Source organism: Succinivibrio dextrinosolvens (assembly GCF_900116345.1).
Lineage (GTDB): Bacteria > Pseudomonadota > Gammaproteobacteria > Enterobacterales > Succinivibrionaceae > Succinivibrio > Succinivibrio dextrinosolvens_B.
This window is the reverse complement of the sequence record NZ_FPAH01000017.1, coordinates 33635-51794: the sequence shown is the minus strand read 5'-3', so window position 1 is coordinate 51794 and position 18160 is coordinate 33635. Positions and strand designations below refer to the sequence as shown.

The window sequence follows — 18160 nt, the reverse complement described above, 5'->3', positions numbered from 1 at the left end:
CACTTCCTGTCCTGCAGTATTCTCTGCATGTTAAGACATCGTATTCATACAGCTGAAACTAAAGGCATCAAGCTTCCATTTGACTCTGTACCAAAGATGCTGGCATCGTTATCGAATATTACTCAGACAATATTCCCAGATGGTGGTTACTTCTCTGAGATAGTGGGAAAGAAGAAAGAACTACTCGAAGGACTGGAAATTCCTTTCCCTGAGGCAGAGATGGATATCGAGTATGAAGAAGATATTGCAGCGGAAGCAGAAGAAAATCTAGATTAGAAACATAACAAAATCCCCAGCATGTGCTGAGGATTTATTGCCTTTCCCATAGTTACACAAAAATGTGCAAAGAATGGGAATCAAAATACTGATTATTCTTTATAGCAGTCTGGCAGAGGGATCTGAGAAACTCCACTCTTTACTGCAGCACGTGCAACAGCACCTGAAACCTGAGTTCTAAGTCTTGGATCCATTGGCTTTGGAATCAGATAATCACGACCGTACTCTAGGTGATCAACCAATGCTGCCTTTACAACCTCTGGTGGAACAGGCTGTTTTGCCAGATCTCTTAAGGCATTCATGGCTGCCTTCATCATTTCCTCGTTAATGCAGGTTGCACGAACATCTAAAGCACCACGGAATAGATATGGGAAACATAGAACGTTGTTAATCTGATTTGGATAATCAGAACGACCAGTACCCATGATGATGTCTGGACGAACTTTTGCAACCAGAGCAGGATCAACTTCTGGATCAGGATTTGAGCATGCAAAGATAACAGCCTTTGGAGCCATACTCTTAACATCTTCTTCTGTTACAAGTCCAGGACCAGACACACCAAGAAGAACGTCTGCATCCTTGATGGCCTCAGATAGGGTCTTAGGACCAGCGTCATTGATAAATCTTGGCTTTTCTCCATTGTTGTACTGTGGTCTGTCAGAACGAATTACGCCATGACGGTCAATCATGAAGAAGTTTGCTTTATTAGCACCACAGGCCAGAATAAGATCGGAACAAGCTACACCGGCAGCACCTGCTCCAACGCAAACAATCTTACAGTCCTCAATCTTCTTTCCCTGTAATTCAACAGCATTCAGAATACCGGCGGTTGTTACAATTGCGGTACCGTGCTGGTCGTCATGGAAAATAGGGATCTGGCAGCGTTTCTGAAGCTCGCGCTCGATGATAAAGCACTCTGGAGCCTTGATATCCTCAAGATTAATACCACCAAAGGTATCAGCTATACACTCTACGGTAGTAATAAAATCCTCAACAGTCTTATGCTTTACTTCAATATCAATAGCATCAATACCAGCAAAACGATTAAATAATAAAGCCTTTCCTTCCATAACAGGCTTTGATGCAAGAGGGCCTAAATTGCCTAAACCTAGAATAGCGGTTCCATTTGAAATGATAGCAACAGAATTACCTTTTCCGGTATAGCGGTAAGCATCATTAGGATTATCAGCAATGGCACGAACTGGTTCAGCAACACCAGGGCTATATGCCAGGGTCAGATCATCTGCTGTTTCAGCTGGTTTTGTAATAACTACCTTGATTTTTCCTGGAACAGGATTCTCATGATAGGCTAAGGCTCTTTCGCGTAATAATTTAGCATCATGTGACACAATAACCACCTCTTATTGTTTGTTTTGCTGAATGTAAAAACAAAAAGTTAATACATTAAAAATAAAAATGGAGAAAGCTGTAATCTTCCTTATAGAACTCTAATCATAATCAGAGGAAAAGGAGAGTGTTTGAATATTTTAATTTCCCCGACCGTTTCATTGAGTAGTCTAGCATGTACGATTTTTTTTACTAAAAGAAAATTCACATTTTGAATATTTTTTTCGTTTATTTTTAATATATTGATTGCAAACAAAAAAAATATGATTTGAATTTAGTTTGGAAGAATAGGATAAATAAGAGGTCTTTTAGTAAAAAGATTGAGAAAGGATAAAAAAAATAGCCCGAAGGCTATTTTTTTTAAATTGCTTGAACGTTCACTACTAGTGCTTAATAGCAAGTGATGAAATACCACCGAAACGCTTCTTGAATGCCTCAACTCTTCCGCCGGTATCAACGATCTTCTGCTTACCAGTGAAGAATGGGTGGCACTTAGAGCAAACATCTAAGCTTAAATCATGTCCTGCAGTAGTACGGATCTTAAAAGTGTTACCACATGAGCAACGTACATTTACTTCCTTGTACTCTGGATGAATATTCTCTTTCATTTGAACCTCATTGCGTGTCGCGCTTTCAACCGCGGTTGCGTCGAATACCACACGCCTATTAATAGAAACGGTGGCTTATGATAGACAATTAATATTTTTAATGCAAGTGTTATTTTCATTAATTTTCAGTGAATTATAAGCTCAAATCCGATATATACAGGCTTTTTATAGACGATCATCTTGAAAGGTATGGATTTTATACCTCAGACGTTTGCGTGGTAAAATATCCTCGTTATTATCAATTGAGATGCTAAATCCATTTATGAAAGACTCCGACTTCACACTTGTTAATGTAGTGATCAACAGACCATTGCATCAGAAATTCGCGTATAAAGTGGAAGGAACTATTGGCAATGAGTGTATCGGCTCGAGAGTCCAGGTGAATTTTGCGGGGTCTAACAGTATCGGAATCATCACAGATATTAATCCGGAAATTAACCTTTCACCGACAAAAGTAAAAAAAGCAAAGCTCTTAGACAAACACTCTTTTATTACAGAAGATATCAGAAAAATTCTGGAATTCGGTAGCGCCTTTTACCAGTACCCACTTGGACAGTGTTACAACGTTGCCCTGCCAAAATTACTCAGAGACGGTAAACCATATTCCTATGAAAGCATACCTGGAGTCGAGCTTAACGGAGAACCAGACAGTGTCACCTTATCTAAAATACGCTCTGATGAACAGTTAAAGCTGATAGATATTCTTAGAAACGGCCCTGTAAAAAGAAAAGAACTGAGAGAAAGAGGAATTTCCAGTCAGACAGAAAATGCCCTAGTCAAAAAAGGAATTGCAAAACTAACTGATCTTCAGATAGAACAACAAAAATTTACCGATACAGACTTACCGGTATTAAAAGAAACTCCTCCTGTTCCTAATATTGAACAGCAGAACGCCATCCTATCCATATCTAGCACAAAAGAATTCGGAGTATTTCTTTTAAACGGAATTACCGGTTCAGGAAAGACAGAAGTCTACCTCAGAGTTATTGAAGAAGTTTTAAGACAAGGCAAGGCTGCTTTGATTCTGGTTCCTGAAATTGCATTAACGCCTCAGACTTTCAACAGATTTTACAGAAGATTCAATGTTCCTGTATCTTCTATGCATTCTGCATTATCTGACAGAGAAAGACTTGATGCCTATATTGATATGGCAAGTGGAAAATCAGGTATTCTGATAGGAACCAGAACTGCCTTATTTACACCTATTCCTAATCTTGGAGTCATTATTATAGATGAAGAACATGATTCATCTTTTAAGCAGAATGATTCATTCAGGTATCATGCACGTTCGCTTGGAATTATCAGGGCAAAACAAAATAACTGTCCAATTATCCTTGGGTCTGCGACACCTAGTCTTGAAACAATCTTTAATGTTAAAAAAGGCATATACAAAAAATTAGATTTAACAATCAGAGCTGGCGGGGCATCTCTACCGGATTTTCAGGTTATTGATCTTCGTCAGGAACCATTAACGGATGGACTTAGAACAGGTGTAAGCGAAACACTCGAAAAGGAAATAGGCGAAGAAACAGCAAAAGGAAATCAGGTTATGCTGTTTCTTAACCGTAGGGGATATGCTCATCATCTGGTTTGCCATAATTGCGGACATGTATTCATGTGTCCTCACTGTGACAATCTTTTAACCGTACATAAAGGATTGAACAGATTAAAATGTCATATGTGTGAAAACAGCATTCCTGTTCCTAAAAACTGTCCTCAGTGTCAGAGCGATGCCTTATTTGAACAGGGATTCGGAACAGAACAGGTCAGTGAATATCTCAAAACAAGATACCCCGATATAGGGATAGAAAGGATCGATCGAGATGTTATCACCAGTAAAACTCAGCTTGAAACAAGATTAAACAGGATAACCTCAGGAAAGTCTCAGGTTGTGGTGGGAACTCAGATGCTTGCCAAAGGACACGATTTTCCTAATGTTACACTGGTCGGAATTCTAGACATTGACTCTTCCCTCTTCTCAGATGACTACAGATCACTTGAAAATGCTGCTCAGCTACTAACACAGGTTTCAGGTCGTTCTGGCAGAGGAAACAAGAAGGGAAGAGTAATCATTCAGACTCACCATAAAGACAATCTGCTTATAAACCAGTTAATTACTCCAGATTGTTCATACCTTAATATTGCGGATGAACTGTTAAAGACTAGAAAAAACCTGATGTTGCCCCCATATACATATCAGGCGTTTTTATTAAGCAACAGTTCAGAGAGGTTTATTGCATATTCATTTCTGAATCAGTTGTATTCAGAACTTACAGGAATTACTTATAAATATTCGAATTTAGCTATAACTCCTGTTATGTCTGATAAAATGGAAAAGCAGCAGAATCGCTATCATTTCCATATGCTGGTTACCTGTGTAAGCAGAAAAACTTTAAATATGTTTTTAACAGAAGTTAGAAATATAGTTTCCGGGAAAAGCCTGTCTCAGGATTTACGATTCGCAATTGAAGTTGATCCAATAATTATGTGCTAGGCGCATTTTATGGTATTCTTCTCAAAAATTTTTTCTTTATTCCGGCAAAAATTTTGTCATTGTGAATAAAAATCGTGGGATAGCTGTTAGGTTAAACATAATAATTTCATTATGTTAAGACTATTCATCAGGTAGAAAAGTGAAAGACTCCGCGGTCAGAGTCTGAATCCACACTGAATGAATATGAATAACTGCTGTAGCAGGAATTAATTTAATTGAAAGAAAACTCGAGGTGCGAATATTCTCCAACCATTATTAACTAGTGGTTGGCTTCATTTCGCAGATATTTATGAAGCAAATTATTGAAAATTTAATTAAAGAAAGCATTTCATCAATAAATAAAGACAATTCAATTAGCCCAGAGTTATTGAATAATATCCGGGTTGACCGCACAAAAGACAGAGCTCACGGTGATTTTGCAACAAATATTGCAATGATGCTGGCAAAGCCTCTAAAGAAGAATCCAAGACAGATTGCTCAGGAGATTATTGATAATATCCCTAGTGATTCTCACATTTCAAAAATTGAAATTGCCGGACCTGGATTTATTAATTTCTTTGCCAACAAGGCCTCAATAGCTGATGCTCTAGAAGAGATGAGCAAGGACTCAAGACTAGGCGTAAAGAAGATCAGCAATCCAGATACTATTGTGGTTGATTATTCAGCACCTAACGTAGCAAAGGAAATGGCTGTTCACCACATTCGTTCAACCGTTATTGGTGATGCCGTTGTAAGAGTTCTTGAGTTTTTAGGAAATAATGTTATCCGTGCAAACCATATCGGAGACTGGGGTACCCAGTTCGGAATGCTCATTGCTTACCTTGAGAAAAAAGAGAATGAGTCTGGTGAAGGCATGGATTTATCAGATTTTGAGGCATTCTACAGAGAAGCAAAGGAATGCTACGATACTGACGAAGAATTTGCTGTAAAAGCAAGAAGTTACGTTGTACAGCTTCAGGGTGGTGACGAATACTGCCGCAAAATGTGGAAGAAGCTGGTAACAATGACCATGGTACAGAACCAGAAACTGTACGACAGACTGGATGTTACCCTGTCAGATAAGGACATTATGGGTGAGAGCTTGTATAACGATATGCTGCCAGGTGTCGTTGAAGATCTGATGAACAAGGGAATTGCTCAGGAAGATCAGGGTGCAATCGTCGTTTATCTTCCTCAGTTTAAAAACAAGGAAGGAAATCCTTTAGGAAATATCGTAAGAAAGAATGACGGTGGCTATCTGTATACAACAACCGATATCGCCTGCATCAAATACAGAGTTGAGAATCTGAAGGCAACAAGAATTCTTTACTTCACAGATTCACGTCAGCAGCAGCATCTGGAAACTGTATGGGCCATCTGTGAAAAAGCTGGATATACCAATAGCAAAGTGTCTCTGGAACACTGTCCTTTCGGTATGATGCTTGGAAAGGATGGTAAGCCATTCAAGACCAGATCTGGTGGAACTGTAAAATTAAGAGACGTTCTTGATGAGGCAGAGGCAAGAGTTAAGAACCTGCTTGCAGACAGAAACTCAACCTTATCAGAGGCAGATAAAGAGACTGTTATTCATAATATTGCAATGGGTGCTGTTAAATACGCAGATCTATGCAAAAACAGAACAACAGACTACATTTTTGACTGGGATCAGATGTTATCTTTTGAAGGTAACACTGCACCTTATCTTCAGTATGCATATAGCCGAATCAGAGCTATATTCCGCAAGGCCGAAGATATCAAACCAGGAAAGATTATCATCGGCTGTGAGGCTGAAGAAGATCTTGCAAACAAACTGCTTGCTTTCTCAGAGGCAGTATACAGCGTAGGAAACAAGGCATTACCAAACCTACTATGTAATTATCTGTTTGAACTTTCAAATTTATTTATGCATTTCTACGAAGCCTGTCCTGTATTAAAAGACACAGTAGACATGGAAACCAAGCAGAGTCGTCTTGCTCTTTGTGAAGTTACAGCAAAAGTACTGAAACAGGGTCTTGGTCTTCTAGGAATTAATGTTATGGAGCAGATGTAAGAGTGGACAAATATAAACAGGCATTACTGGATTACTATAATAAAGCGAAAGATTTTCTGCTGAAAAAAAATGAGAATTCAAAAATTAAATATAAGAACCTGACTGTATGCAGCGTTGGACTGCTGGTTTTTATTTTAATTTGTCTAATGCTTGTTCCGTCCAAACAGAACAATAACACAATGATGCTTCATCCTAACGACAACGCCTCTGCAAATGAAGAGGTGTCGTTTGCTGATAATAATGCTGTAGCTGTAACCCCAACTGCAGATGATGAAACATCATTACAGATTCAGAACAAACCTCAGGCAGAAGATTCTATTCATACAGAGAGTCAGACAGTTCCAGACGTGAATCTGGCCATTCAGGAAAATGAGTCTGCAGATAATGAGTTATCAGAAACTGAAGTAAACAGTGAAATAACTCAGAATCAGAGTAACCACGGAACATTCCTTTTCTGTGGAAAATACTCCTCAACAAAAGAGGCTTCAGAACATAAAGCAAATCTAGCCTTTTCAGCAGGAATGATTTCATCCGTTGTTGAAAAGAGCGGCACTTATACCCTTAAATTAGGACCATTCAACTCCAGAGACGATGCTGTTAAGGCATTTGAAAAAATGGATAAACTGTCTTTAGTTGATGAGTGCCAGTTAGAAACAGAATAAGGATTATAAATGACTACTATCGTATCTATCAGAAGAAATGGAATTGTTGCCGTTGGTGGAGATGGTCAGGTTACCATGGGCCAGAGCACCATATTAAAAGGCAATGCCAGAAAAGTAAGAAAGATTTTTCACGGAAAGGTAATTGCAGGATTTGCAGGTTCAACCGCAGATGCATTTACGCTGCTTGATCTTTTTGAAAAGAAGCTTGAAGAACATCAGGGCATTCTGGAAAAGGCAAGTATTGAACTGGCAAAGCTATGGCGTTCAGATAGAGCCTTAAGAAAACTTGAAGCAATCCTTATCGTTGCAGATAAAAAAGATTCATTAATGATCACAGGAACCGGAGATGTTGTAAAAATGGACGACGATGTTCTGGCAACTGGTTCCGGTGGAAATTATGCATTAGCAGCAGCAAGAGCTCTTGTAGATAATACAGACTTATCTGCAGTTGAAATTGTGAAGAAGTCTCTTGATATTGCCTGCAATATCTGTGTATTCACTAACGAAAACCACATTATCGAAACTCTTGAGAATTAATAAAGATGTCAGAATTAACACCTCGCGAAATTGTTAGCGAACTAGACAAATACATTATTGGACAGAAAGAAGCAAAAAAAGCGGTTGCAATTGCCTTAAGAAATCGCTGGAGAAGAATGCAGATCGGTAAGGATTTAAGAACCGAAATCGTTCCTAAGAATATTCTTATGATTGGACCAACCGGCGTTGGTAAAACTGAAATTGCAAGAAGACTGGCTAAGCTTGCCAAGGCTCCTTTTGTTAAGGTGGAAGCCACAAAATATACCGAAGTTGGATACGTTGGAAAAGATGTTGAGTCCATCATCAGAGAACTTGCAGATGTAGCCATGAAAATGGTTAAGGAAGAGGCATTTAAGCACAACAAGGCTAAGGCAGAAGATGCCGCTGAAGAAAGAATTCTTGATGCCCTTCTACCTAATCCAAGTGCAACAGAGGAAGAGAAAAACAATTCCTCTGCAAGACAGATGTTCAGAAAGAAACTGAGAGAACATGAAATTGACGATAAAGAGATCGAAATTGAAGTCTCAGACAAGAGCCCAACCGTTAATGTAATCGGCGGAGCTCCTGGCATGGATGAGATTAACGATCAGCTTCAGTCACTCTTTGACTCAATGCACTCCAGAAAGAAAACCACAAAAAAAATGAAAATTAGTGATGCCTTCAAAATCCTACTAGAGGAAGAAGCAGCTAAACTAACTCAGAATGACGATTTAAGAACAAGAGCCATCGAACTTGCAGAAAACAACGGTATCGTTTTCATCGACGAAATCGACAAAATCTGCCAGGAAGGAGGCGTTGACAGAGGTGTTGTCTCACGTCAAGGGGTACAGCGTGATTTACTGCCACTGATTGAAGGTTCATCAGTAAATACTAAATATGGAATGCTTAAGACTGACCATGTTCTTTTTATTGCTTCAGGTGCATTCCAGATGTCCAAGCCTTCAGATCTGATCCCGGAACTGCAGGGAAGACTGCCTATCAGAGTTGAGCTGTCAGCTCTAACTTCTGATGACTTTGAAAGAATCTTAAAAGAGCCACATAACAGCTTAACCAAGCAGTATGAAATGCTTTTAGGAACAGAGAACATAACCGTTAAGTTTGAGGAATCAGCTATCAAACGTATCGCTGAGGATGCATTCAAAGTTAACGAAAGAACAGAGAATATCGGAGCCAGAAGACTTCATACCCTAATGGAGAAAATTCTGGAGGAAGTTTCATTCTCTGCTCCGGATAAATCAGGAAGCACTGTGATTATTGACGATAAATATGTTGATGAACACTTAGGTGATCTTGTTGAAAATGAAGATGTAAGCAGGTACATACTGTAGTGATTGAAAAAAAACTCACTCCAAAGGAAAAGCTTCTGCTTGAACAGCTAGATGAACTGTGTGCTTTATGCACACAGTTTTCTGAAAGGCTTTTGGATACTGAAAAAACACTCAATCAGAAAAATAAAGAGCTAGAGACTATTCGTCGGGAAATGGCTCTTCTTCAGGAAGAGAATCAGCATCAGAAAGAGCTCCTTCAGACCTGGAGACAAAGACTCGAAACCGCTTTATCATCTCTTAAATAAAAGCCTCTATCCCTAGGGACGAGGCCTTTTCTCAATCAAAAATCAAAAACTGAAAATCTAACTGTTTTCAGTATTCACTGTAACCTTAACTGAGGAATCATCTCCTGTTTTTAAGTGAATAATTGAGAACGCAAAAATTCCCACAACAATTCCTACCAGCATAGACATTATGTACTCAAGGGGATGGTCACTTAGAGGGATAATAAATATTCCTCCGTGAGGTGCACATATTGAGCATTTGAAGTACATTGATAAACCGCCTGTCAGAGCAGAACACCCAACACAAGCAGTTCTCATTACCACAGGATTCTTCTGAAGATAAGGAATAATACCTTCGGTAATGAATACAAGACCTTTACCTAACGTAATAAATCTTAAAGAATTTATTTTAGCTGAAAACGCCTGAGGTACAAGTATGCTTGCAAGTGCAGCTGCGATAGGTGGAACCATACCTCCAGCCATAATTGATGCCATCACAAGGCCACCAGGACCCTGCTCTGGAAGGCTGTCGGCCAGGAAAAGTACGCCTATGGCATACGCCATTTTATTAATCGGTCCGCCCATATCATAGGACATCATGCCCGCAAGTAATGCGCCAATCAGTACAAGTGTAAAGACAGACGTTTCTGCAAAGAAGGAGTTAATATAGACATCAATAAACTGAGCAGGAATATTAGTGAAGAACACGGCAATTGCAGCGGTGCCCAATGCGCCCATCAGAGGATACAGCAGGAGCGCAACCGTCGCATCGTGTCCCTTTAAGAACCTTCCGGCAAATAATGTTGTAAGTAAAGCAACTGCTCCGCCCACAAAACCGTTAACAACAGCACCAATAACACCGCTTCCACCTAAATCGGCCATAACACCACCGGTGAAACCTGCAACCAGGGCAGTTCGACCTCTTATTGAATATGCAATAAACGCGCTCAGAATAGGGAAAAGCAGTGTTCCAATACTGTATCCTACTCTATCAAAGAAGAAGCCGACTTGAGTATCGTTAACAATATCCAGTCTGGCAAAAGCAGAAAGAATACCGGCAGTAGCAGCCAAAGGCATCAGATAGGCCATACCAGACATCAGATGACGATATAGTCGCATTGAAACTGAGGTAGAACCTAAAAAACCAGACTGATATTTTGGGCACTTAGGATCTAAAGCTGATTTTATGAGCTTCTTAGGTTGTCTGATTCCCTCAACTACACCAACACGAATTAAAGGCTTACCAAGGAATCTGTCCATGTCGACGATTCTATCAGCAGCAACAATAACGGCTTTAGCTTTTGAAATCTCCTCAGGTAGCAGCTTATTTCTGTTACCTGCAGCACCGTCAGTTTCCACCTTTATGGAAATGCCCATTTCCTTGGCCTGTTTTTCTAGGGCTTCAGCAGCCATATAGGTGTGGGATAATCCGGCAGGACAGGCGGTTACAGCAACAATATCGTAATAACCTTTAGTTGAAGAAGAAACTTCAGCATTAGACTCAGAAGAAACCTTTGTCTCTTCGGCGGCTTTCTGTTTCTGTTTACGCTCATTCTCTTTTGCTATTTCAGCCTCATCCGCCTTGTTGATAATTTTTAGGAATTCATCAACACTCTGCGCAGAATTAAGAGAATTTCTGAAATCCTCAGAAATAAGCATGGTAGATAATCTGGCCAGAACATCCAGATGAGCATCTGAGGCCTGATGAGGAGAGGCGATCATAAAAAACAGCTTGGCAGGCTTTCCATCAAGACTGTCAAATTCTACGCCCTGAGGAACAACCATCGCAGCAAGGCCAGGTTTAGTTACACCTGCACTTTTTGCATGAGGTATGGCAACGCCTTCACCCAAACCAGTAGAAACTTTTGCTTCTCTATCAAATACAGCGGTTCTGAATCGCTCAGCGTCATTAAGACAACCGCTTTGAGCCACTAAATCTACAAGATTATTGATTGCCTGTTCTTTTGTCGATACCTCAACATTTAATCGAACAGACTGAGGATTTAGTAAATCGCAAATTCGCATGAGTTTTCCTTTTAACTGCCATGTATTTTAAGTTTAATCGACAGTCCTATAACGGCAAGTATTTATTCTTCAAAAGAGTATAAAAAGAAAACAAAATTCCAATTATTAAATCTGTTTTATGTGGATCCCCGGACATAAAGGCTCACTGCTTTCTGATTTACAGCCCTTAAAGGTCTGATCCATATCAAGTGAAGGCATTTCCATCTGAGGATGACCTATTACTCTTGCAGGGACACCAACTACAGTGGTATGAGGAGGAACATCTGCAAGGACTACAGAACCGGCTCCAACAATTGCACCCTCACCTATTCTGATGTTACCAAGGATTTTGGCACCAGCACCAATCATTACTCCTCGGCAGACCTTTGGATGTCTGTCTCCGCACTCTTTACCGGTTCCACCCAAAGTTACATCGTGTAAAAGAGAAACAGTATCTTCAATCACAGCAGTTTCACCAATTACAATATTGGTTGCATGATCGAGCATTAATCCTTTTCCGATTTTTGCTGCAGGGTGAATATCAACAGAGAATACGTCAGAAATTCTGCTTTGAATATAGCAGGCCAGATCTTTTCTGTCATGCTCCCATAACCAGTGAGAAATTCTCCAGGACTCAATAACATGTGGGCCTTTGAGAAACATTAGAATTCTGACAATTGAACTTGATGCAGGATCACGGGTTAGAACAGCATAAACATCAGCAACTGCATTTTCCAGAAGACATCGATTTTCCGAATAGGCCTGCATACAGACCTGAAACAGCTGCTGCTTATCAACCTCTCTAGTTGCAAGCTTTGAAGAGATAATTCTTGCAAGACACTGGTCAAAATTTGCACAGGTAAAGACCAGTTTGTTGAATAAGTCGGCTAATACAGGCTCACTGGCCATAATTGACTGTGACTGCTGTTTAAAATCGGTCCAGAATCTGTCAATCACCTGATTTTCGTAAGTACTGTTTGTCTGTGTATCCAATTGTTATCTCTATTAAAATTTAGTTACGCTGTAATTTGGAATCATCAAAATTTACAGTATCGTAGGTTTCTTTTTCATCAGGCTCCATATGAAGAATGATCTCTGCATCCGGAAAATCCTTTCTGATATTGTTTTCTGCTTCATTAACAACATTATGAGCCTTCTCCAGACTCATCTTACCGTCCATAACAATATGGCCCTGAATAAAAATTATAGGACCTGCACTGTGGGTTTTTAAATCATGAATAGACAAAACACCTTCGGTTTTAACAATAGCCTGCATAATTTTATTCATGGATAACTGATCTAAGGAACGATCCAGTAATGTCTGAACAGCCTCTACTCCTATCTGATAAGCCCCTTTCAGAATAAAAAGACCGATACAGCAGGCAAAAAATCCATCAGCCCATTCATAACCGTAATTACTCAGGAATAAGGCAATAATAACACCAATATTCAGAGAAACATCAGATAAGTAATGCAGTCTGTCAGCAGCAATCGCCTCTGATTGAGTCTTTCTGAACACATAAGTCTGAAAAATTACCAGAAGAACAGTAAAAATTATACAGATAATACTTACATAAAGAGCAAGATCGATATGTTCAATATGAACAGGATTAAAGCATCTCTCAATACCATGACTGATAAGCAGAACCGCCGAACCGCCGATAAAGGCAGCCTGCGCTAATGAAGCCAGAGACTGAGATTTATGATGACCAAAACGGTGCTCATCATCTGGAGGAGATAATGAGAACTTAAGAGCCAAAAGGTTCACTAAAGATGCAAGCAAATCAAAAATAGAATCCGTAAGAGAGGCAAAAATTACGGTAGATGAAGAAATCATCCATACGCCGAATTTGATCAAAATGAACAGAACTGCAGTGACAACAGAGGCCCCACCAGCAAGCAATACCAGTTTTCTGTACTGTTCAAGTTGTGTTTTTTCCATTTTAGATTCCCAATTTCCTACGAGGATAGTATATTACATGTCATATCTTTTCTAATACATAGATTTTTATGATAAAAATAATCTTTTTTCTCCATAACAAATGTTGAAATACTAGAGATAGTTCTGAAAAATTTGATCAGATTAAGACTAATTAAAAAACAGACACTAAAAACGTAATTTTTTGCACCGATATAAACTACACTTTAAGATGTATAGTCTTCTTTTGAAAAGCAAAAAAGATCTGGGAGGCTGAGCAGACAGAGTTCTGTTTAGGTAAGTTATGACAATAAATAAAATTCTAAGATTTTTTTTATACTGGCCGTTCAGAATAACCACGAATTGCGCAACAATTCCATTCGAGCCATTAAAAAATCTTAAAATTGATAAAGAAAAAGAAATAGTCTATCTCACCGTTTCTTCATCTGTCGGAAACGTCATGAGTATAGAAAGAGCTGTTCAGAAGTTAGACCTGCCTTCTCCTTTTGAAGATCTGAACCTGCTCGGCGAAAAAATCCCAAGAATCTGCGCCCTTAGGTCACCAGGCATATTTACTAAAGCCGGTTCTAAAGATCATGAAATGGAGCCCCTCTTTAGAAAGTGGTATGAGTATTATCAGAGAACCGGCAAAGATGTTCAGGTAATTCCAATCACCGTACTATGGTCAAGAAACCCTGGATACGAAACTCTCGGTATTCACGGCATGAATGCCGCCACACCATCCTTTAAAAAGTTCTTTAACCTGATTTTTGCAGGTAGAGATAACTGCACCATTTTCTGTGGCTCATTCAACATAAGTGAATCAAAAGAACGTTTTGAAAATTCAAAATTCTCAAAGAATCTGAACAGAACCTTCAAGCTGATCTTTATTCAGAAGGCACGTTCAGTTGTAGGAAAACCACTGCCTAACAGAAAGCAGGTAATAGAGGAAATCCTTGAAAAACCTGCTGTGCTGGAGCAGATCTCAATTGAGAGTGAGAAAACCGGTAAATCAGAACCAGAACTTAAGAACAAGGCAAGAGAAATCCTTGAGGTCATGGTTGCGGATACCCGTTATCCTCTTCTCAGATTCTTTAATTCCATTGTCTCCACAATCTGGTCAAAGATTTATCAGGGACAGACGATTATAGGAGTGGACAGAGTCAGACAGCTTGTGCAGACAGGACACGAGATTATTTATATTCCATGTCACCGCTCCCACATGGACTACATTCTTTTGACATTTGTACTTTTCCACGAGGGACTGCCACTGCCACAGATTGCGTCTGGAGATAACCTTAACTTCTTCCCTGTGGGACAGATTATCAGAAGATGCGGCTCCTACTTTATCCGCAGAAAGATGAAGGGTGATGATTTCTATATTACCCTCTTCAGAGAATACCTAAGTCTGCTCTTTGAAAACGGATATGCCACCGAGTTCTTCATCGAAGGCGGTCGTTCTAGAACAGGAAGAACCCTTCCTCCAAGAACAGGCATGGTGGCAATGACGGTTCAGTCTCAGCTCAGAGGATCTGATAAACCAATCGCCTTCGTGCCAACCTATCTTGGCTATGAGCACGTTACTGAGGTAGGATCTTACATGAGAGAACTTGGAGGTGAGGCCAAGAAAAAAGAAAGTGCAATGCAGCTTCTGGGAATCTTCAAGCGCTTCAGAAATTACGGCCGAGGTTATGTAACCTTTGGTGAACCTGTAGTTGTACATAAATTCCTTAACGAAAATGTTCCTAGCTGGAAAAACGATATTGATCCAAAGGGAACTGCAAGACCAGTATGGCTTAACGACATAGTTAATCAGCTCGCTCACAGAATTATTATCAATCTGAATGATTCAGCAACCATCAACGGAATCAATCTGTGTGCCCTGGCAATTATGAATGTGCCGGACCATACAATGAGTACCAGTCAACTGGAAAAGTGCATTTCCATGTACCTAAAGATCCTCCATGTTGATCCAAGAAGACGTCACACGATTCCAACAGCCACACCTATGACCCTGATAAGACAGGCCATGGAGTTGAAGAAATTCAGAATATATGACGTCGGTGACGATATGAAGTTTGTAAGACCAAGCTATGGTCAGTCACTTCAGCTGACATATTTCCAGAACAATATCGTACATTTGTTTGCTCTGCCGGCTCTACTTGCCAATATTATCTTCAGAAACGGACATATTATGCATGAGGATGTACGTTCCCATGCGCGCTCACTGTTCTATTTCCTGAGACACGAACTGTTTGCACCTGTTGATGAAAAGGATCTTGATAATCTGATTGATAAGCATATTGAGAATTTCCTCAATGAAGGCTATATCACTCGTGACAATGATATGCTCTTTGTATCAGGAGACGGACTTCAGGAATTCTATATTCTGACCAGATGTATTTACCACAATCTGGTTCGTTATCTGGTGGCAGTGACAGCACTGAAAGATACAGAGGATGGTAAATCAGACGTTAATGAGTTTATTGAAAAATGTTTAGCATACTCAAAGCGTCTGCCTGTTGAGGTTACAAACAACTCACCAGAATTCGCAGATCCTATTCTGTTCAAGATCATGTGTGCAACCTTTATCAGACACTCGTATTTCTATGTAAAGGAAGACGGAAAAATTTACGTGAACGAGCCAAAGGTTCAGAAACTGAACAGAGCCGCAAGCCCTCTTTTAGGTGCTCGAGATGTTAAGATTTTAAATGGTCAGACATTATCCAGAAAGGTGGATGATGTTCTGTAATAAGGCAACACTGTAAGGGATGGAAAATGTTAAAAAAACTTTTATTGGGACTAGTTTCTCTAATCTTTATTGCTGTTTCCTCATCTGCTTATGCCGGTCATGGTAAGAAAGAGGAGCCTGCAGAACCAGAGAATGTTGCACCAGAAATTGGTTATTATCAGATCTCTCCTGATATCACAACCAATGTAGCCACATTGAACCCTAGAGATAAGATTCATTATGTAAGAATCAAAATCAGTCTGATGCTCGAAGACAGCAGAGATTCATCTATTATCGCTGATGTTGAACCTCTGATTAAGGATGCCATTGTTACAATTTTAGGATCAAAGGAATTTGGTCAGGTTGCAACCAATGAGGCCAGAGAAAAAATCAGAATTGAATGCAGAGAGAAGGTTACCAGCATTCTCCAGGAGAAATTCGGTAAACCTCTGATTGTAGATCTGCTGTTCCTAAGCTATATGTATCAGTAAGAAAAACATATAACAATCTGCTCTTCGAGGTCACCCTCGAAGAGACCTCTAATCTCCGGACACGGTCATATCAGGAATGAGGATTGAGCCGGTCTGGATTTTGTATCTCTCATCAAAATCATCGGCCATAGCTTCCATATTCAGGAACATATCCTTAAGATTTCCGGCTATGGTGATACCATCCACCGCATGGACGAATTTTCCATCCTTAAAGTAATAGCCCTCAGCACCTCTTGAATAGTTGCCACTGACCAGATCAATACCCTGCCCCATAAGTCCGGTGACAACTACGCCTTCACCGGCCTTTGCCAGAAGCTCATCAAAAGAGCAGGTACCCTCCCTGAAGGAAATGTACCAGTTATGAATACCGCTGGCATGTCCATTGCTCTTGATTCCAAGTTTTCTGCCTGAATAGGTTGCCAGAAGATACTGCTCCAGCATGCCGTCCTTTACAATGTCGGAGGCAGTAACTCTTACGCCGTCACTATCAAAATTACGTGAACCGAGGCCTTTTAAGACAAACGGATCTTCATAGATGGAGATTCTGTCGGATAGAACCTGTTTTCCAAGATAGTTGCACAGGAAGGAACGGTTTCTGTATAAGGCTCCGCCGGAAATAGCCGAAGAGAAATTGCCCCACAGGGACTGAACTGCAGATCTGGTGAAAATAACGTTATATTTTCCGGTACTTATTTTTCTGGAATTAAGCTTCAGTAGAGTCTTTTCAAAGGCTTCATCAAGAATTCTCTGTGAAGAGTAAATATCCTCAATTGATCTGGCTATACTTGAACCAGAAGCTCTCTGCATTTTTCCTTCTGATTCACCAAGCATTGTGATATCCGCAGACACCGAGCTTGAAGAACGGGCTTTGGTAAAACCGTTGGAATTGGAGATTACAGTTGTGTAAAGATAGCTTGAGAAGCTTGAACCGTCTGATTTCTTAATGCCTTCAACCTTCTGCTCCTCGGCCATCTTATCAAGCTCAAGAGCCTTAGCGGCTGCAAAATCAGCATCAACATTGTTTTCAAACACCAGATTGAGATCTTTGAAGGAATCACAGATAAGATCTTTATCGCACAGACCTGAGCAAGGATCAGGATCAGAATACTTTGCAAGATTGATTGCAGAAAGAACAGCTTCATGAATTGAGTCTAATGACAGATCGTTAGTTGAAACCGCACCTGAACGTTTATCCTTATAAACGGTAATACTCATGCCATTGTCACGGTTGAATTCTATATTTTCAATATCCTGATCACGACAGGAAACGGATAAACCTTTGACAGCACCGATATTCACCTCACACTCATCGGCTCCATTTGCAAGAGCAAACTTAACCACATCGGCGGATACGTTTTCAAGGCGAGACTCTTCTGCCGCTAAATCTTTCTTAAAAGAACTCATTTATCTTAATCCCAATAGCGTTTTCTTTTATAATGTCGATGATATGTTATACCACAATTTAGGCCAACATCATGCAATTAGAAACAATAAAAAATAAGCTGAAAACA

Annotated in this window: 15 protein-coding genes; 9 read left to right on the top strand and 6 right to left on the bottom strand. The window is 39.9% G+C overall.

The genetic code is table 11. The annotated features are described in order from the left end of the window. Positions 1-276: hypothetical protein (locus BM308_RS07080; RefSeq protein WP_218152540.1), on the top strand; the 276-nt coding region annotated here is incomplete at its 5' end. Positions 277-368: 92 nt separating this feature from the next. Here the strand turns inward: BM308_RS07080 and BM308_RS07075 are convergent. Next, positions 369-1625 carry a malic enzyme-like NAD(P)-binding protein gene (locus BM308_RS07075; protein WP_074944047.1) on the bottom strand — a complete coding sequence of 419 codons (1257 nt, stop codon included), beginning with the start codon at positions 1623-1625 and terminating at the stop codon, positions 369-371. A gap of 381 nt (positions 1626-2006) precedes the next feature. Beyond that, positions 2007-2231 (bottom strand): 50S ribosomal protein L31, encoded by a 225-nt coding sequence (gene rpmE / locus BM308_RS07070; RefSeq protein ID WP_031490912.1) that lies wholly within the window; start codon positions 2229-2231, stop codon positions 2007-2009. Between the two features lie 262 nt (positions 2232-2493). On the opposite strand from rpmE, the gene priA reads away from it, so the two are divergent. The 6 genes from priA to BM308_RS07040 all read left to right on the top strand — a co-directional run bounded on the left by priA (position 2494) and on the right by BM308_RS07040 (position 9526). Continuing rightward, entirely contained in the window at positions 2494-4725 is a 2232-nt protein-coding gene (gene priA / locus BM308_RS07065; protein WP_074944050.1) for a replication restart helicase PriA, read from the top strand. Positions 4726-5014: 289 nt separating this feature from the next. Further along, positions 5015-6754 carry an arginine--tRNA ligase gene (argS, locus tag BM308_RS07060; protein WP_074944045.1) on the top strand — a complete coding sequence of 580 codons (1740 nt, stop codon included), beginning with the start codon at positions 5015-5017 and terminating at the stop codon, positions 6752-6754. Positions 6755-6756: 2 nt separating this feature from the next. Then, on the top strand, positions 6757-7416 hold the full coding sequence (locus tag BM308_RS07055; RefSeq protein WP_074944043.1) for an SPOR domain-containing protein: 660 nt from the start codon (positions 6757-6759) through the stop codon (positions 7414-7416). A 9-nt stretch (positions 7417-7425) separates the two neighbouring features. Then, entirely contained in the window at positions 7426-7953 is a 528-nt protein-coding gene (hslV, locus tag BM308_RS07050) for an ATP-dependent protease subunit HslV (protein WP_074944040.1), read from the top strand. A 5-nt stretch (positions 7954-7958) separates the two neighbouring features. After that, complete coding sequence (gene hslU, locus BM308_RS07045) at positions 7959-9281, top strand: ATP-dependent protease ATPase subunit HslU (protein WP_074944039.1); 1323 nt, start codon at positions 7959-7961, stop codon at positions 9279-9281. Next, positions 9281-9526, top strand: coding sequence for a hypothetical protein (locus BM308_RS07040; protein WP_074944037.1), 246 nt, complete (start codon positions 9281-9283; stop codon positions 9524-9526). The genes hslU and BM308_RS07040 overlap by 1 nt, the downstream gene beginning before the upstream one ends. 57 nt (positions 9527-9583) lie before the next feature. On the opposite strand, the gene BM308_RS07035 is transcribed toward BM308_RS07040, so the two are convergent. The 3 genes from BM308_RS07035 to BM308_RS07025 all read right to left on the bottom strand — a co-directional run bounded on the left by BM308_RS07035 (position 9584) and on the right by BM308_RS07025 (position 13451). Then, entirely contained in the window at positions 9584-11530 is a 1947-nt protein-coding gene (locus tag BM308_RS07035; RefSeq protein WP_074944035.1) for a fructose-specific PTS transporter subunit EIIC, read from the bottom strand. Positions 11531-11635: 105 nt separating this feature from the next. Beyond that, positions 11636-12502: a serine O-acetyltransferase gene (cysE, locus tag BM308_RS07030; protein WP_074944033.1), complete on the bottom strand. Its 867-nt coding sequence runs from the start codon at positions 12500-12502 to the stop codon at positions 11636-11638. A gap of 19 nt (positions 12503-12521) precedes the next feature. Beyond that, complete coding sequence (locus tag BM308_RS07025; RefSeq protein WP_074944031.1) at positions 12522-13451, bottom strand: cation diffusion facilitator family transporter; 930 nt, start codon at positions 13449-13451, stop codon at positions 12522-12524. 280 nt (positions 13452-13731) lie between these two features. Here BM308_RS07025 and plsB point away from each other — a divergent pair, with 280 nt between their 5' ends. Together plsB and BM308_RS07015 are read left to right on the top strand one after the other, a co-directional pair. Continuing rightward, a complete protein-coding gene (gene plsB / locus BM308_RS07020; protein ID WP_074944029.1) occupies positions 13732-16179 on the top strand; it encodes a glycerol-3-phosphate 1-O-acyltransferase PlsB in 2448 nt (815 codons plus the stop codon). Between the two features lie 26 nt (positions 16180-16205). Further along, positions 16206-16649 (top strand): flagellar basal body-associated FliL family protein, encoded by a 444-nt coding sequence (locus BM308_RS07015; RefSeq protein WP_074944028.1) that lies wholly within the window; start codon positions 16206-16208, stop codon positions 16647-16649. Positions 16650-16697: 48 nt separating this feature from the next. On the opposite strand, the gene BM308_RS07010 is transcribed toward BM308_RS07015, so the two are convergent. Next, a complete protein-coding gene (locus BM308_RS07010) occupies positions 16698-18053 on the bottom strand; it encodes a metallopeptidase TldD-related protein (protein WP_074944026.1) in 1356 nt (451 codons plus the stop codon). Positions 18054-18160: the final 107 nt, after the last annotated feature.

Coding starts and splice junctions, on each gene's coding strand:
- BM308_RS07015 (WP_074944028.1), top strand. CDS start 16,206: ATGTTAAAAAAACTTTTATTGGGACTAGTTTCTCTAATCTTTATTGCT.
- BM308_RS07035 (WP_074944035.1), bottom strand. CDS start 11,530: ATGCGAATTTGCGATTTACTAAATCCTCAGTCTGTTCGATTAAATGTT.
- plsB (WP_074944029.1), top strand. CDS start 13,732: ATGACAATAAATAAAATTCTAAGATTTTTTTTATACTGGCCGTTCAGA.
- argS (WP_074944045.1), top strand. CDS start 5,015: ATGAAGCAAATTATTGAAAATTTAATTAAAGAAAGCATTTCATCAATA.
- BM308_RS07010 (WP_074944026.1), bottom strand. CDS start 18,053: ATGAGTTCTTTTAAGAAAGATTTAGCGGCAGAAGAGTCTCGCCTTGAA.
- priA (WP_074944050.1), top strand. CDS start 2,494: ATGAAAGACTCCGACTTCACACTTGTTAATGTAGTGATCAACAGACCA.
- rpmE (WP_031490912.1), bottom strand. CDS start 2,231: ATGAAAGAGAATATTCATCCAGAGTACAAGGAAGTAAATGTACGTTGC.
- BM308_RS07025 (WP_074944031.1), bottom strand. CDS start 13,451: ATGGAAAAAACACAACTTGAACAGTACAGAAAACTGGTATTGCTTGCT.
- hslV (WP_074944040.1), top strand. CDS start 7,426: ATGACTACTATCGTATCTATCAGAAGAAATGGAATTGTTGCCGTTGGT.
- hslU (WP_074944039.1), top strand. CDS start 7,959: ATGTCAGAATTAACACCTCGCGAAATTGTTAGCGAACTAGACAAATAC.